General features: G+C 40.4%; 22 protein-coding genes and 1 tRNA gene. 6 read left to right on the plus strand and 17 right to left on the minus strand.

What is annotated here, in order from left to right; genetic code table 11:
• Window positions 1–169 precede the first annotated feature (169 nt).
• On the plus strand, window positions 170–334 hold the full coding sequence (locus ACP7A0_RS04945) for an anti-repressor SinI family protein (protein WP_106031001.1): 165 nt from the start codon (window positions 170–172) through the stop codon (window positions 332–334).
• A 33-nt stretch (window positions 335–367) separates the two neighbouring features.
• A complete protein-coding gene (gene sinR, locus ACP7A0_RS04950; protein WP_095285385.1) occupies window positions 368–703 on the plus strand; it encodes a transcriptional regulator SinR in 336 nt (111 codons plus the stop codon).
• Window positions 704–770: 67 nt separating this feature from the next.
• Here sinR and tasA read toward each other — a convergent pair whose 3' ends face one another.
• From tasA to tapA, 3 genes are read right to left on the minus strand one after another with little or no spacing between them, the layout of a single operon-like run.
• Window positions 771–1,571 carry a biofilm matrix protein TasA gene (gene tasA, locus ACP7A0_RS04955; protein WP_034661283.1) on the minus strand — a complete coding sequence of 267 codons (801 nt, stop codon included), beginning with the start codon at window positions 1,569–1,571 and terminating at the stop codon, window positions 771–773.
• 57 nt (window positions 1,572–1,628) lie between these two features.
• Window positions 1,629–2,201 (minus strand): signal peptidase I SipW, encoded by a 573-nt coding sequence (sipW, locus tag ACP7A0_RS04960; protein WP_066031752.1) that lies wholly within the window; start codon window positions 2,199–2,201, stop codon window positions 1,629–1,631.
• Between the two features lie 51 nt (window positions 2,202–2,252).
• Window positions 2,253–2,780, minus strand: a complete 528-nt coding sequence (gene tapA / locus ACP7A0_RS04965; protein ID WP_426004425.1) for an amyloid fiber anchoring/assembly protein TapA — start codon at window positions 2,778–2,780, stop codon at window positions 2,253–2,255.
• A 299-nt stretch (window positions 2,781–3,079) separates the two neighbouring features.
• Here tapA and ACP7A0_RS04970 point away from each other — a divergent pair, with 299 nt between their 5' ends.
• Complete coding sequence (locus ACP7A0_RS04970) at window positions 3,080–3,358, plus strand: DUF3889 domain-containing protein (protein WP_375567698.1); 279 nt, start codon at window positions 3,080–3,082, stop codon at window positions 3,356–3,358.
• Between the two features lie 33 nt (window positions 3,359–3,391).
• Here the strand turns inward: ACP7A0_RS04970 and ACP7A0_RS04975 are convergent, their stop codons facing one another.
• From ACP7A0_RS04975 to ACP7A0_RS05015, 9 genes are all read right to left on the minus strand, one after another.
• Window positions 3,392–3,586 carry a YqzE family protein gene (locus ACP7A0_RS04975; protein ID WP_024718846.1) on the minus strand — a complete coding sequence of 65 codons (195 nt, stop codon included), beginning with the start codon at window positions 3,584–3,586 and terminating at the stop codon, window positions 3,392–3,394.
• A 58-nt stretch (window positions 3,587–3,644) separates the two neighbouring features.
• On the minus strand, window positions 3,645–4,028 hold the full coding sequence (locus ACP7A0_RS04980; protein ID WP_426004427.1) for a hypothetical protein: 384 nt from the start codon (window positions 4,026–4,028) through the stop codon (window positions 3,645–3,647).
• Entirely contained in the window at window positions 4,025–4,525 is a 501-nt protein-coding gene (gene comGF, locus ACP7A0_RS04985; RefSeq protein ID WP_034661289.1) for a competence type IV pilus minor pilin ComGF, read from the minus strand. The genes ACP7A0_RS04980 and comGF overlap by 4 nt, the downstream gene beginning before the upstream one ends.
• The gene (gene comGE / locus ACP7A0_RS04990) at window positions 4,464–4,781 is read right to left on the minus strand and encodes a competence type IV pilus minor pilin ComGE (protein WP_034661291.1); all 318 of its coding nucleotides are present in this window, start codon (window positions 4,779–4,781) and stop codon (window positions 4,464–4,466) included. The genes comGF and comGE overlap by 62 nt, the downstream gene beginning before the upstream one ends.
• The gene (gene comGD, locus ACP7A0_RS04995) at window positions 4,765–5,211 is read right to left on the minus strand and encodes a competence type IV pilus minor pilin ComGD (RefSeq protein WP_066030666.1); all 447 of its coding nucleotides are present in this window, start codon (window positions 5,209–5,211) and stop codon (window positions 4,765–4,767) included. Before comGD ends, comGE begins: the two co-directional genes overlap by 17 nt.
• Window positions 5,204–5,497 (minus strand): competence type IV pilus major pilin ComGC, encoded by a 294-nt coding sequence (comGC, locus tag ACP7A0_RS05000; protein ID WP_375565911.1) that lies wholly within the window; start codon window positions 5,495–5,497, stop codon window positions 5,204–5,206. The genes comGD and comGC overlap by 8 nt, the downstream gene beginning before the upstream one ends.
• 16 nt (window positions 5,498–5,513) lie before the next feature.
• Window positions 5,514–6,554: a competence type IV pilus assembly protein ComGB gene (comGB, locus tag ACP7A0_RS05005; protein ID WP_426004433.1), complete on the minus strand. Its 1,041-nt coding sequence runs from the start codon at window positions 6,552–6,554 to the stop codon at window positions 5,514–5,516.
• The gene (gene comGA / locus ACP7A0_RS05010) at window positions 6,535–7,605 is read right to left on the minus strand and encodes a competence type IV pilus ATPase ComGA (RefSeq protein WP_106039253.1); all 1,071 of its coding nucleotides are present in this window, start codon (window positions 7,603–7,605) and stop codon (window positions 6,535–6,537) included. The genes comGB and comGA overlap by 20 nt, the downstream gene beginning before the upstream one ends.
• Before the next feature lie 177 nt (window positions 7,606–7,782).
• A complete protein-coding gene (locus tag ACP7A0_RS05015; RefSeq protein WP_034661297.1) occupies window positions 7,783–8,655 on the minus strand; it encodes an STAS domain-containing protein in 873 nt (290 codons plus the stop codon).
• Between the two features lie 98 nt (window positions 8,656–8,753).
• On the opposite strand from ACP7A0_RS05015, the gene ACP7A0_RS05020 reads away from it, so the two are divergent.
• Window positions 8,754–8,824: transfer RNA gene (locus ACP7A0_RS05020), tRNA-Gln, on the plus strand.
• Between the two features lie 54 nt (window positions 8,825–8,878).
• On the opposite strand, the gene ACP7A0_RS05025 is transcribed toward ACP7A0_RS05020, so the two are convergent.
• Complete coding sequence (locus ACP7A0_RS05025) at window positions 8,879–9,259, minus strand: Spx/MgsR family RNA polymerase-binding regulatory protein (RefSeq protein WP_007501232.1); 381 nt, start codon at window positions 9,257–9,259, stop codon at window positions 8,879–8,881.
• Between the two features lie 213 nt (window positions 9,260–9,472).
• On the opposite strand from ACP7A0_RS05025, the gene ACP7A0_RS05030 reads away from it, so the two are divergent.
• Window positions 9,473–9,715, plus strand: coding sequence for a DUF2626 domain-containing protein (locus ACP7A0_RS05030; RefSeq protein WP_003217440.1), 243 nt, complete (start codon window positions 9,473–9,475; stop codon window positions 9,713–9,715).
• A gap of 48 nt (window positions 9,716–9,763) precedes the next feature.
• Here the strand turns inward: ACP7A0_RS05030 and ACP7A0_RS05035 are convergent, their stop codons facing one another.
• Window positions 9,764–10,402 carry an MBL fold metallo-hydrolase gene (locus tag ACP7A0_RS05035; RefSeq protein WP_060596838.1) on the minus strand — a complete coding sequence of 213 codons (639 nt, stop codon included), beginning with the start codon at window positions 10,400–10,402 and terminating at the stop codon, window positions 9,764–9,766.
• A 157-nt stretch (window positions 10,403–10,559) separates the two neighbouring features.
• Here ACP7A0_RS05035 and ACP7A0_RS05040 point away from each other — a divergent pair, with 157 nt between their 5' ends.
• Window positions 10,560–10,733 (plus strand): DUF2759 domain-containing protein, encoded by a 174-nt coding sequence (locus tag ACP7A0_RS05040; protein WP_003217333.1) that lies wholly within the window; start codon window positions 10,560–10,562, stop codon window positions 10,731–10,733.
• Window positions 10,734–10,757: 24 nt separating this feature from the next.
• Here the strand turns inward: ACP7A0_RS05040 and ACP7A0_RS05045 are convergent, their stop codons facing one another.
• The 3 genes from ACP7A0_RS05045 to ACP7A0_RS05055 form a co-directional block, all read right to left on the minus strand.
• Window positions 10,758–11,072 carry an MTH1187 family thiamine-binding protein gene (locus ACP7A0_RS05045; RefSeq protein WP_034662003.1) on the minus strand — a complete coding sequence of 105 codons (315 nt, stop codon included), beginning with the start codon at window positions 11,070–11,072 and terminating at the stop codon, window positions 10,758–10,760.
• 77 nt (window positions 11,073–11,149) lie between these two features.
• On the minus strand, window positions 11,150–12,403 hold the full coding sequence (locus tag ACP7A0_RS05050; protein WP_060596687.1) for an MFS transporter: 1,254 nt from the start codon (window positions 12,401–12,403) through the stop codon (window positions 11,150–11,152).
• 155 nt (window positions 12,404–12,558) lie between these two features.
• Window positions 12,559–13,683, minus strand: a complete 1,125-nt coding sequence (locus ACP7A0_RS05055) for a M14 family metallopeptidase (RefSeq protein WP_060596686.1) — start codon at window positions 13,681–13,683, stop codon at window positions 12,559–12,561.
• Window positions 13,684–13,754 lie beyond the last annotated feature (71 nt).

Here is a 13,754-nt window from a genome sequence, read left to right on the forward strand (position 1 = left end):
TCCCTTTCATGTGACATACAATTTTCGATCAGCCAAAAGCAACGTTTGTCTGTTTGTATTGGGCGGAAAAATGACGCAAGCAAACTATGAGGTCTTACCACCTGTGTCTTTCCATTTCATGCGTTAAGTGCCTGAAATACATGATTCAGTATTTTAGGAGGGTATTTGTATGGAAAAGAAAACGAACATATTAGACAGTGAATGGATTGAATTATTACTTGAAGCTCGTAAAGCAGGGCTAACAGTTGAAGAAGTCCGTCAATTCCTCAAATCAAGTGAAAAGTCCTCTGAGTCTCACCCTCTGGTAAGAAGTCATTCTATCAAACCTTTCTGAATGTGCTATAATATCGAAAGGAAGGTGATGACATTGATTGGCCAGCGTATTAAACAATACCGCAATGAAAAAGGCTACTCACTATCAGAACTGGCCGAAAAGGCTGGGGTAGCGAAGTCTTATTTAAGCTCAATAGAAAGAAACTTGCAAACAAACCCCTCCATTCAATTTCTTGAAAAAGTCTCCGCTGTTCTGGACGTCTCGGTTCATACACTGTTACACGAAAAAGATGAAACCGAATACGATGGTCAATTAGATAGTGAATGGGAAAAACTAGTTCGAGATGCAATGACATCAGGGGTTTCGAAAAAGCAATTTCGTGAATTTTTAGATTATCAAATCTGGAAAAAAAATCAAGAAGAGGAGTAAAGCGCACATTTTAGCGCATACTCCTCCAATTGCTATGCAGAGCTTGATATCAGTCTAAAGACTGGCTTTATTTTTTATCTTCGCTGTGTGCTTTTTCGTTTTCTTTCACGTAGCCTTTTTCATCCGTATGCTTTTTGGGATTGATCGTTAAACCATTCCACTGAGTCGCTTCGAAGGAAAGATCAATTTGAATCGCATCGCCTTGGTATTTATTTTGGATATAGTGACCAGCTTTATCCTTCGTCTGGTCATTGACAAATTCAATGATCATTTCCATTTTATCGTAATCAAACGGGTTCTTTGGAATGCCGTCATACTCTGGAGCCACTGTTCCATCAACAGTTGCTACATTAATCTTCCCACTTTCATGTAAAAACTTCTCATCGACGGCATGACGAAGCTTTTCAAATGCGGTCTGATCCTGTTTTGACGTTAGTTGATGCAAGTCAAGCAGGTTTGCATGGTCTAAGATAATATTTTTCGGATAACCATTTCCACCTTCGGCTCCAACCGTAAGAACACTCACCTGAAACTGGCTGAGAAATTCTTCAGCTGTATTCTTACCGCCATTCTTCGCGGAAGCTCCGTCTTGAAACTGGCTGTAATCAAGACTCATCAGCACTTGATTGATCGCAAGCGATCCTTTATTTTCAAAATGAAATTCTTTCTTGATCCGATCACCAGGTTTTAAGTTCGCAAGGTTGATGGCGCCGGAGTTCTCTTTTGCTGATAAATCCAGCTCTCCTGTCGAGTAGACCGCGTTTGCCTTTTCTACATCGTTAAACGCCGCCCATGTCCCCCCGCCGATTAATGCAAGGCCTAAAGCCCCTGATAATACACCTAAACGAATTGATCTTTTCTTTGCCATGAATGAACCCCCTAATAAATTGTTTTATTGAAACCTAATTAGGTTACAAACGAAAATTTAAGCTTGTTCCTCTGACATATGTAAATCAGCCGTGTGTCTTCGGTGTTTTGCAGCGCCCACAAAATGAAGAGTGGAATAAACGAGCAGCATCACACCTGGTATAATGAGCAGCAACGCAGTTCCAGCCGAAGTCCCTGCATACGATAGAAGCTTTCCTGCATAAGGAATGTTCACACCCGTATACTGCGCAGCCACCTGATCCGCTTTTACTAGCGTGCCGTCCTGATACATATTGTGGTCACCTTTCGTCTCAAAGGCTTTATTTGCTCCCTTTCCTTTCACCCCAACAATTCGGTGGGTCACATAAGACTGGTCCTGCTTCGTTTGAAACGTGATAATATCTCCTTTTTTAAGCGCCTCCGGTGAAGTCACTTCTTTTACGACAATGAGTGAGCCAGTCGAAAATTCTGGTTCCATTGATCCAGATAATACTTGCTTGAATTGATAACCGAAAATCTGAGGATCTCCCCCAGTAGTTCTTGAAGACAATACGACAATAATACATGCAATCATCACCGTGAACACCACCACATAAAGAATACTTCCAGACATCTTCATCCATTTTTTCATGACCTCTTCTCCCCTTCGCCTATCATTGTTTCCTTTAGAAGACAGCTCCATTTAGGATGCCTTTTCTTGACACTTTGCGAGCTGCATATGTTTAGACCATATGAATGCTTCTTCAGATCCACCAAAACCTTTAAGATAATAGATTTTAAACGCATAGATTCCATTCGTTTTTGCTTTATCTGTCGTGACAGTCGTTGTTTCTTGTGAAAGAAGGGACTGTATAGAGCCTTTTTCAAGAATATGACCATCTTGTAACGGCTTCTGCTCACTTTTTACTTTATGTAATTCCCATTTCCATTCAGAGTGTGCAATAGATTGTCCACTATTTTTTAATGTCATGCTCAAGCTTTGAGGCGCGCAGACTGTTCCTTTGTTCATCGTTTGATCGATGAGTTCCAAATGACTTCTATCCCATTTGGTAGGCTGACAATGCTGATCCGTCTGTTCAAAATTTTCGCATGTTTTCATGACAAAGTTTGAGTGCTCAACATCGTTAAAAGAAGCGTTCGTTGTTGAGATCAAAAAAGATGTGAAAATCAAACAAATGGCACAAAAGAGTACAAAGAGCGACTGTTTCATTCATTCTCCAACTCCTTGAACGATTGTTCTTTAATAAGAACGATTACATACAGTATAAGGAAATACCTATAAAACCCAAAACGTCAAATTAGTCCATTTTGTTCTTAAACAAGAACTATTACGAGAAAATTCTTCCATTTTCTCATTCTTTCGCCGTATTCAATAATTTTTTGTGTGACATTTGTACTTCTTAGAAATTTACATAAAAGTGCAGCATTTGGTCAGAATAATAACAGGTGAGGTGATGTGAAGTGAAATATGGAAAGATGATAATCATGCTCAGTTTACTGTTGAGCCCTATGATACACGACGCCAATCCTGCTGATGCGAAAGGTTTCACTGTCGCCGCAGATCAATGGGAAACACGGGCAGTCAAAGAAGCAAAGAAACGATATCCGCTGGCACAAGTCTTATTCAAACAAAAAGTATGGGACCGTCATCGTGAGAAGGAATCTGTGAAACAGTATCATATTACGTTAAAAGACCACGCCAAAGAATTTGGGGTATTTGTCACTATTTCTTATAACCCTTACTCAAACAAGGTCAATAAAGTGATAGTTGTGGAAGAATACAGCTAAAGGGGCATAAAAAAACCGCCTGCTGGCGGCTTTTTACTTTCGTCGATGTCGCTGACGTTTTTTTAACATCATTGAAAACCCAAACGGCAGAACCCCAAATAAACGCTGTGAAAATGGCGGTTTCGTTTCCATTTTCTCTTGTTTATGTTCCTTCCGTTCGTCACGTGGTGTATTCATATATTTAATGATTTCCTGCGTCATATATTTTACATAGTCATTGGTTTTCAACACATTCACCTCTTCTTTCTTCAAGTGTTACCTAGAAGAGGATCATTTTATACACTGGCTATTCAGGGTTTGCCCATTTCATGATTTCACGGGTCTTCCAATCCAGCACCAGTTCCCGCTCATCTGATAAACCAACCTTTGTTTTCACACTGACTAACATGAGGATACGCTTTTTCTTTTGATCGCATGTCATCTGCTTCAATGTCACGCGGCCTTCTTCAGTGTCAATATGGGTATGCTGCTTTTCACACAAACGATGTAATGTACGGGCAGCTTCACTCGCCCCCACCCTGAAAAGCTGCTGTTTTTTATAAAAAGAAATCGTCAGCTCTGCACTTCTCAGCTCTTTTTGAAACCCTATCGTCATTGATCCTAGGATCAAGAGAAAAAATAGAATCGCAGCTAGTACATGCGGATAGATAAATCCTCCTTCTCTTTTCACGATGTAGGAACCACCCCTTTATATATGAAAAAAACGGCTTCATACACCTTACCAGATTCATCTGTGACTTTCAGGATGGCTCTATATTGATTCGTTCTGACACGAAATTCTTTCACCTTTTGCAATAAAGGAAGATGGCCTGCTTGATCCATTCGCTTCCGAAGCATCTCTTGATATGGCTCAATCGTTACCACTCGCCCTTGATCAGATACATACTCTAACGCTTTACCTCCTTGCACCGATCTAACAGCCGTTGCACGGCTTAATTCCTCATCTAATTGCAGGACAGTCTGTTTCCACTCCATTTGTGAAAATCGGTTAATCTCTTCAAAAGGACGGGCTTTCTCAGCTGTAGAAAAGATTAGTACACAGCCAAAAGAAAGGAACAAAAATAGCTGTAATTGCCACAAAGCCTGGACAAGGGTAAAACCTTGTTCACCGTTCAGCAACATGGTGAAAGCATATGGTCTGCTTTTTTTGTATTTTGTATGATACACATCCCTTCTCTTTACTCCAATTGAATACATATGTGACGTCGCCTCGTTTCTTTTTGACAGAAGGTTTTGTACCATCTATGAACGATTCATTCATCTGTTCATGCAAGATTTGGTAAGCTTCAAGTTTGGCTCTTACTTCATTTTTCCCTATCATGATTTTTTCATAGGCTGGCATGAGCACAAGGGCTGCAAATAGGAAGATATGACAAGCAAACAGCGCCTCAATCGTACTAAACCCTCTATTGTTTTTGAACATGGATTCGCCCGCTTCCTAAATAGATCGTGAGTTTATACGTTTGACTGCCAAATTGAATGATGAGAGACCCGCCGCTGCTTGGATGTCCGTTTACATTAAAATAGATACCTTGTGGAAATGTAGAAGCCTTAATGCTTCCCTTTTGTTGCTGAAAAGAAGTAATGACTTCGCCATCCTTTTGATCGATTACCTGATACGATACATGTGGCGGATGGAATTCAACATACACACGTGTTTTTTTGATAAATGCAGTATAAGCAGCCAATTGAAAATCTTGTTTCATGATGTTCACTTGTCTTTTGGCTTCAGCGCCTTCTATTAAATTTGGGATTTTTCCTCCTATGATCGACAATAGAATCGATAGAACAAGTAAGATCATTAGCTGTTCAATGAGGGTAAAACCCTTCTCATGAAAAATCAATTTATTCATGCTTCACATGGCCGTTTTGAATGACAATCGCTTTTCCATTAGGACACGTTAATCCCTTTTTGACATAGCCTTCTTTTTCTAATTCAGCTAAAGATGGTATCTTGCCATCATGCTCTAATTCATATGCCATCACCTGTGTGCTCACCATTGATTTAAGCCCTTCACAGCCCTTTGCTTGAATCGTTTGGTGGTGACGAGTGATATTCGGGATGGTAATAAGTAAAAGAATCGAAATCACGAGCATGACAATTAACATTTCTAACAGGGTAAATCCTTTATCATTCATGTCTTTGTCCTCCTTCTTACACTTGCTCCATGAGTTGATACATTGGTAAAAGAATAGATAGATACACAATGAGTATAAGAAGTGCTGTCACACCATAGATCACCGGCTGCAGCCACGAAATCCATTTTTCAATTTTCAGCTCTGCATTCTCTAATAGAAATTGGCTGTACGTGTACATTTCTCTTGCAAGCATCCCGCTCGCTTCACCATGCTCGATGACGGCTGCAAAATGTTTCTCGAAAAAGGGAGACGAGCTTACTTGATATGTCATGCTTTCTCCTTTTCTTAGCTCTTCAATCATCTGTTCTGATATTTCTTGAAGAAAGGGTAAGTAGCTTTGCTGTTTAAAAGCTAGCAAGCTCTCGTACATCGATAATCCAGCTTGAAGCAGTCCGCTTAACTGAAGAGAGAAAAGGTACGTATGCATCAGCCGCATTCCTTTATATAAAAAAGGAAACCTGCTTATCACCCTCAGCTTCTCAAGGGTGGACTTTTTCCTAAAAAAGACAGCATAGTATCCGGTCAAACAGATACACACACTGCCGATGAGGAGGAGAGAAACATGCAGCAATTGAAAAAGTCCAAACATACCTTGAATCAGCCATGACATTCGGGTATCCATCGAGGAGTACAAGAGAGAAAATTGAGGAATGATCATTTGTTGAACGAGTATGAGCACGACCAAAACCGTAAAGATGAGGAAGATCGGGTAACGTAACATGCGTTTAAACGTGTCTACCTGTTTGATTTTTTTCTCTAAAAACCGCGCGCTTTGTTCAAGTGCTTGTGCTAGACTGCCATGCTTTTCGGAGAAACTTAATATGGCAATGACTTCCCGCTGAAATTGGAGTCTCTCCAGCACCACATAAAAAGGCTCCCCTTCAAGCAGCCACTGAATGCCCGGTGTTAATTGTTGCTGCTGCTCATTCGACAACTGGATATTCACCATCGTTAATGCCTCAATCACTGTATATCCAGCCTGAATCAATTGAGCAAGTTTTGATAGACATTCCGCTTGGTCCTTTTTAGACCATGCTTTAGAGGCTTGCTTCTTCATAAACCCAGCGATGATAGGTGTTTTTCGATAAATAGCCTAGTGCCACTCCTTTACGAATTAATCTTTGCAGTGTTTCATATGACGAGTGAGCATATTCTCCTTTAGCCTCCTTGATACACTCACCTAGCTCCTTTCCGAACAGCAGTTCAAATACATTTGTTCGTCTGACCGGTCGATTTAATTTACAGTAAAGCTGACATGTTTCTCCGCAAAAAGGACAGGTAAGCTCGATTAATCGCTGCGCAGCAATCGCAACCATCGTTTGTTCGAGTTCATTCATCGTGACACCAAATTCAAGCATACGATAAAGGGCTCCTTTTGCATTTTTCGCATGAAGCGTACTCATCACTAAATGGCCTGTCAGTGCTGCTCTAATTGCCGTTCGGGCCGTTTCGGCATCTCTTATTTCTCCTAGCACAATCAGATCTGGATCATGTCTTAAAATAGCACGTAATCCTGCGGCATATGTGATGCCGGCTTTTTCATTCACTTGAACCTGTAACACTTCTTCATTTCTTGTTTCCACAGGATCTTCAAGTGTAATAATATTTCGGTTGAAATTCTTTTTTGCAAACTGGATTAATGAATAAAGGGTTGTTGTTTTCCCTGAATTTGTTGGACCGGTAAATAAAATCAGCCCATGCGAATGATTCAAAAATGATAATAATCTGATGGAGGCTTTCGGAAATAGTGACAGATGTTTTATTTTTGGAACATGATCCTGCGGCAATATTCTAATCACTAAACTCTCATCATTTACAGTTGGTAAGGTAGACATCCGAATAAACACCTGGCCGCTTCTTAGCATCACAGCTAGTGACCCATTTTGCGGCCTCCTTTTTTCCCCGATATCCATGGATGATAAAAATTTAAAATGAGCAATGAGCCGCTCGCCGCTTTTTTTATCAATGGTTCGCTGCTGAATTAAATCTGAGTCTACGCGGAAAGATACCGACGCTTCCTTTTCTTTTGGAACAATATGCACATCAGATGCTCTCATGCGGCATGCTTCTTCTAGCAGCTCTTGTCCCAAATATTCAATATCATACAAATGGTTCACTCCCTTCTCTGACCATATTGTAAGTTGGAGGAACCTGTCTGACAAAAGAGCATTTTATCATTTTAACGACTAAGCATGCGAAAAAATCATCAGCTTGCGATGGAAAACGTGGTTTTTTAAAAAAGAGCATATAAAAAAACCTGACTTTTACAAGTGCAGGTTTTTTGGTCATGTGGCTTCTTGCGGCTGTTCTTCAAAAATACGAAATCCTCTTTTTTCTAAAGCTTTTGCAAGGCTGTGTTCAGTATTTACTTTTGAGAAATCAATGCCCAATTTCACGACGGTTTGAGCAATTTCTGGGCGGATGCCTGAAATAATCGTCTCGATTCCTAGAAGCTTCGCACTATCCACCACTTTAAAGAGCTGATAAGCAACCATCGTATCAACGACCGGTACGCCTGATATATCAATAAACAAATGCGTTAGACGCAGTCTTGAAGCCTGTTCTAGTACGGATTCTAGAATAATTTTGGCCCGGTACGTATCAATCTCTCCGATGAGCGGCAAAATCCCAATTTCCTTTGAAACTGGAATAACAGGAGCACTCAGTTCCTGAATCATCTCTCTTTGTGCATTTAGCTGACTCAGTGTCACACGGTCGTATTCTTCTGATAAACGCTCGATCATATTATCAAACGTGGAATGAAAATGCTGATTCCACCCGCACACATCTTGGAGCGTCACTTCAAGCTCGGTTTCTAGTATGAATTTCTCGATTCTCGAACAGAAAATCTGACGGAATATCTTAAATTGTCCAATGATTTCATATAAAGGCACCTCGTGAACGGCTCGATCACGTGCAATATCAACAGACCATTTTTTTAAATGATTTTCTACTTTGTCTGACAGCGTCACAAGCGTTGCTGCAATGGTTTGAATAAACGCTGTGTTCTGTTCCTTCAGCTTCATTTCCGTTTCCTCTGAAGCATGTTTGGAATATAATGAGCCTTCTTCTGTTCTTGTTTTCAGCCATTCTTCGGTCATGACAGGGGCTTCTTTTAGGATAAATTCATATAATTGCTTAGATTTTTCATTTTTCATTTACTTCTTCCGCTCCTTTTTCACTTAAAACTAGTGACATACAACTTTTATGTATAAATGACCGCAGATGGTGAACAATATCATTACACGTTTGATATTGGGCTATAGCCAAGTGGTAAGGCAATGGACTTTGACTCCGTGATCGTTGGTTCGAACCCAGCTAGCCCAGTTCAGCACAAAAACGAAGACGGCTGAAGAATGTTTCAGCTGATCTTCGTTTTTATTAGGAAACTGATTGATGAATCGCTTTCTTTTTTGATATTTTCATGAGTTCTCCGGGATTATAGCCTACTACTAATTTATTTCCATCAATGATAATTGGCCTCCGGAGCAGTTTTGGTTTTTCAATGAGAAGCTGAAGAACCTCGTTTACTTTTAAATCATTAATATTTAAATTTAAGCTTTTAAAAGCCTGGCTTCGTGTGGCTAAAATTTCATCCATTCCTTCTGTTGTTAAGGAAAGAATCTTTTTTAATTCATCTAGGGTTGGCGTTTCTCTGAAAAGGTGACGCTCTTTAAAATCAATTTGATTCGCCTTTAGCCAATGTTTTGTTTTGCGGCAAGACGTGCAGCTCGGGTATGAATAAAAAGTAATGTCACTCATTAGTCTTCCTCCTTAGGTCGTTAACCTTTTCTCTTATGGAGTAAGTACCCTCATGTATTTCGGCATAAACACGTTTTGATCACTTTTTCAAAAAAATTTTTTCTACTTGTAAAATAAATGTTCACACGTTGTCAAAAATGTAAATGTTTACATAACAAGTGGTGATCAGCTATAATATGAATCAAAGGGGTTTTTTTAAGGGGAGGGAAAGAAATGAATCGCATGTTCCGCGTGCTTGGCTTTTGGACGGGTATTTTTGCTGTCATGTTCTATTTAGGGCATATGAAAGATGCATCGTTGCTGTTCTTCGGTCAAACCGTTCTTTTTGTATTTTTATCCTACTTGAATTTATCCGAAAGAATGTATATTTACATTTTCGGAGCGTACTTGACGATTTTCTTTGCCGGATTTACATATTATTCGATCTTCATCATGGTTCCCGGTACCGGACATTAATTGAAAAAAGCGTCTCTTTAAAAAGAGATGCTTTTTTCATACCTGTGTTTAAAGAGAAAAACCATTGATAAACGGATTTTGCTCCTGCTCTGTGAGTACAGTGGTTTCACCGCCATGTCCACTTAAAACAAGAGTTGATTCTGGTAATGACAACAATTTGTTATGAATCGATTGAAGCAGCACTTCTTGACTGCCCCCTACTAAATCTGTTCTCCCGATGCCACCTTCGAATAACGTGTCACCAGAAATCACAAATCCTTCTTCCGCCGAATAGTAAGACACACTGCCTGGTGAATGCCCAGGTGTATGGAACATCTCTAATGTAAACGATCCAATTTGAAGAGTTCCTTCTGACGTAATTAATTTTTCTGCTTCTTTGACCGTAATTCCATTCCCAATCAATCGAGCTGAACCGTTTAATTCAGCGTTCGTCAGCCATTCCTTTTCATTCTCGTGTACATAGAGTGGCACTCCCCACTCTGCACGCACCTCATCTGCCGCACCGATATGATCAAAATGAGCATGTGTCAGTAAGACAGCAAGCGGTGTGAGCTGTTTTTCTTTTATATAGGAAATCAGCTTTTGTGCTTCACCGCCTGGATCAAAGATTAAGCATTCTCCGTGCTCATTTTTCCAAATATACGCATTCGCTTGTACATAGCCTAGTGGCATTCTTCTCCAATTCATTTTCATCACCTACTTTATTCATTCTTTTTTATTATGAAGGCTACACAATAAAAATTCAAACAATCGTCAACTGGAATCTACTCGACAAGCTTTATGAAAACGGTTAAAATGAAAAGAAAGGAAATCAAGGGGATTGATGACAAAGGGGGACTTTCACATGATGCTCGTCATTATTTTTGGTCTAGTCACGATTTTAGCTGCACTCGGGATCTATCGCTCACTTAAAAAAGTGAACGTACTTGCCATCGCTTTTGCTGGCGCGACATTTTTGGTTTTTGGATGGTTTACTGTCATGACCATCATCTATAGCGGTTATCCAACCGCACATTAAAAGCCTGCAAATAGCAGGCTTTTTTTATTGATTCAAGTGCTTATTCACGCTTTCTATTTTACTTGTAAGCGTTGTGGTTTGATCCCGCCTGTCATCAATGCGGATATTGGTGGCTACGCGGTGCAATCCCTTTTCAAAAGGTGCTTCATGAATGCGCTGAATGACTTCAAATAAAACAGATAATTCACCTTCAATTAACGTATTCATTGGTGTTAATTGATAATTAATTTTCCCTTCTTTTTGAAAGCCTTCTAAAATTCTTTGTACATCTGCTACATAAGCACTGACACTTGGTGTTTCAGTACCTATTGGAATGATGGTCACATCTGCTATGGCCATGTTTCTTGCCCCTTTCCATTGAATCCTCATGTTTTCTCGTCCTCATTGTAACCTATTCACAATCAATCATGCCATGCTCACGTTGCATTTAAAGAAGGTTTGTCTCGTTCTATCGTCAAATCCGCCCTCTCTACCTTCCCAATCTTTGTGAATAGAAGCAGGCATATCCCTGACACAGCTTCAATGATGCCGCCAGCCGCAATGACATACCCAGACCCAAATAGTGTCGCCATATAGCCGCCAATGAGAGCACCTAACGGAATCATGAAGAAGGAGATCATGTTGATAATCGCATACACTTGCGGCTGATCCTCTGCTTTTACTGACAATTGAATCATTGTATGTTCAGGTACGTTGACTGCACTGATGGCAGCCCCTAAAGCAAAGGCTGATATAAACACAAGTGGTAAAAATGCGTTCATGCCTGTGATGAAGAACGAGATTCCATCAACGATCCCGGCACCTATAAACAGCAGCCCATACCGGTTCACTTTTACCTTTGTCAAAACAAACCCCATCAAGAAGGCACCTAGTGCCGTTGTGACTTTAATAAATGAATAGATAACTGGTCCACTATGTAAATCCTCTGTTAAATAAATAACAGACAATGCTTCCCATGGTGCTGCAGCGAAGTTTGAACAGACACAAAAAATCGCCAATGGAAACAAAATATGATGCCTTTTAACAAGTGAAAATCCCCGAATTAATCTTTTGCCGTATGATAACCCTTTTTTGGCTTTATCGATGATGACTTCTGTTTCATATGTAATCATTAATACCAATAAAGCGGAGAAGAGATAAAGAGGAATGATCACAAGCATTGTATACCCTACCCCTACAAACGCAATCATGACACCACAAATCGTTACCGTCACAAGCCTGACCACATGACTTGCTGATTGGATAGTTGCATTCGCTTTTTGTATGAGGTCCTCATGGACAAGCTTTGGAATAATTGATACGGACGCCGGTTCGTAGGAGCCACCAGTCGCCGAATGAAGCAGCATACAGCCAATCACAAGTGCTAATGGCGTGAAATCATAAAAGTAACTGACCACGATCACAAGGATTATCGCTCCTCTTGTTAAATCAGCAAAACACATCCAAAATTTCAATTGATGCGGCTTCATCATTGGGGTAATCAGCGGCCCAACAATGGCTTGCGGAACAAAGCTGACCGCAATAAAAAAAGCTGTTCCAATTGCCCCTTTCCCGCCTAGTACTAAAAGCCACAAGATGGTGTTGAAAGATAAACTATCAGCTGTTATTTTGCACATTTTAGAAATAAATAAGTAAGTGAAATTCCTTTTCCACAGGCTTTGAGCACTCAATGTTCGACATCTCCCTAAAACATATCCTTTTTTTTACATCCGTACTTTTCACAATAGCTCACAAGGCGGCCTTCGTCAATTGCTCTAACATTATTTTTATTGACAATAAGAAATTGATTCACGTTCAAATGTAAAAAGCACCTGACAGGTGCTTTTTAACACTTACATGCTTCCCATAACAGCCGCTTTGTTTTCTCATAGATGGTGTCAAATTGATTCATGGAAAGAGGATTTTTTCCTAGACCAAGCTCGACTGTATAGCCCTCATTGTGAAATTGATAAATAAACCAATCGCGATAGCCTGCATAGCTGTCAAGATATCGAACCGGTTTATAGCCGCTTACTTGCTCGAATCGTTTGACCGTTTCTTTTGAGATGGCAGGTTCGTGGCCAAGAAAGCCCCAGTATATCTCTTCTCCTTGTGTATGGAGAGCGATCAGCCGGTCAAAGCGTTTTCGTAACGCTAGATTTGCCATCGCTTTCGCTTCTGGTTCTGTTAGCGGCTCGCGCCCTGGAAAACCCCGATTGGACGGTGCCTTAGGCTGATGACGGTAGTATTCGATCTCCCAATAAGCTGGAAATTGATTGTTCAAATCCACCCCTCGAATATTTGCTTTCCACTCCTGATAATCAGCATATCTACCATGTAGCGGTGTGAATTCTTCACTGCTGAGACCTAGCGACTCAGGTCCATTCCGTACGAGGTCTACGCCATCTGGATTCACCATTGGCACGATGGAGAGAGCTGTGGTTCGCAGAATATGAACGGCTTCATGATGTCTTGCTTGCACCGGGTCAGATGCGGCTAAACACAGCGATTTCAGCCATTTTATTAAAACAGACGTCGTGATCCATTCATTTGCATGAAAAGAGGCATTCAAATGAATAGAATGTAAATGCTGAACAGGCTCTGTTCGGATTTCATAAATAGGTGTATCAAGCACTGAATGACCTATTATGCTGATTTGAAGAAAAGGAAATGCGGCTTTCAAGCGGCTCAGCTCTTCTTCTAATTGAGCACTATCATATTCAAAGGTTCCATTGATCCAATCATCGGATTGCTGCAGCCTGTAAGGCGCAATAAATTTCTGCAGCTCACCTATGGAAGAAAATGAATGGATGCCTTCCGGAAGTCTATATCCCGGTAAAAGAAGGTGATCAGTGCTTGTTTGATTGGATAAATGAAAAGCCGCATTCCCTATCCCTAACTGTTTTGCCACATTATCCTTTCCCGCTTCATCCAGCTGCCATTCAATTTTCCCAAACGACGTTGTCTTCATTTACATCCCTCCTCTCATACTATATGAGCCGGCAGACAAAAAAAGAAAACCTCTGCATCTAAAAATAGCAG

The sequence above is a fragment of the Bacillus sp. DWP3-1 genome (assembly GCF_049896565.1).
Taxonomy (GTDB): Bacteria; Bacillota; Bacilli; order Bacillales; family Bacillaceae; genus Bacillus.

Bases quoted from the DNA above. Each gene is read 5' to 3' on its own strand.
- comGC (WP_375565911.1), bottom strand. From the start codon at position 5,497: ATGAATGATAAAGGATTTACCCTGTTAGAAATGTTAATTGTCATGCTC.
- ACP7A0_RS05030 (WP_003217440.1), top strand. From the start codon at position 9,473: ATGAATCGCATGTTCCGCGTGCTTGGCTTTTGGACGGGTATTTTTGCT.
- ACP7A0_RS05015 (WP_034661297.1), bottom strand. From the start codon at position 8,655: ATGAAAAATGAAAAATCTAAGCAATTATATGAATTTATCCTAAAAGAA.
- ACP7A0_RS04970 (WP_375567698.1), top strand. From the start codon at position 3,080: ATGATACACGACGCCAATCCTGCTGATGCGAAAGGTTTCACTGTCGCC.
- tapA (WP_426004425.1), bottom strand. From the start codon at position 2,780: ATGAAACAGTCGCTCTTTGTACTCTTTTGTGCCATTTGTTTGATTTTC.
- ACP7A0_RS05040 (WP_003217333.1), top strand. From the start codon at position 10,560: ATGATGCTCGTCATTATTTTTGGTCTAGTCACGATTTTAGCTGCACTC.
- tasA (WP_034661283.1), bottom strand. From the start codon at position 1,571: ATGGCAAAGAAAAGATCAATTCGTTTAGGTGTATTATCAGGGGCTTTA.
- ACP7A0_RS05025 (WP_007501232.1), bottom strand. From the start codon at position 9,259: ATGAGTGACATTACTTTTTATTCATACCCGAGCTGCACGTCTTGCCGC.
- ACP7A0_RS05045 (WP_034662003.1), bottom strand. From the start codon at position 11,072: ATGGCCATAGCAGATGTGACCATCATTCCAATAGGTACTGAAACACCA.
- comGD (WP_066030666.1), bottom strand. From the start codon at position 5,211: ATGAATAAATTGATTTTTCATGAGAAGGGTTTTACCCTCATTGAACAG.
- comGE (WP_034661291.1), bottom strand. From the start codon at position 4,781: ATGTTCAAAAACAATAGAGGGTTTAGTACGATTGAGGCGCTGTTTGCT.
- comGB (WP_426004433.1), bottom strand. From the start codon at position 6,554: ATGAAGAAGCAAGCCTCTAAAGCATGGTCTAAAAAGGACCAAGCGGAA.
- ACP7A0_RS04945 (WP_106031001.1), top strand. From the start codon at position 170: ATGGAAAAGAAAACGAACATATTAGACAGTGAATGGATTGAATTATTA.
- ACP7A0_RS05035 (WP_060596838.1), bottom strand. From the start codon at position 10,402: ATGAATTGGAGAAGAATGCCACTAGGCTATGTACAAGCGAATGCGTAT.
- ACP7A0_RS05055 (WP_060596686.1), bottom strand. From the start codon at position 13,683: ATGAAGACAACGTCGTTTGGGAAAATTGAATGGCAGCTGGATGAAGCG.
- sipW (WP_066031752.1), bottom strand. From the start codon at position 2,201: ATGAAAAAATGGATGAAGATGTCTGGAAGTATTCTTTATGTGGTGGTG.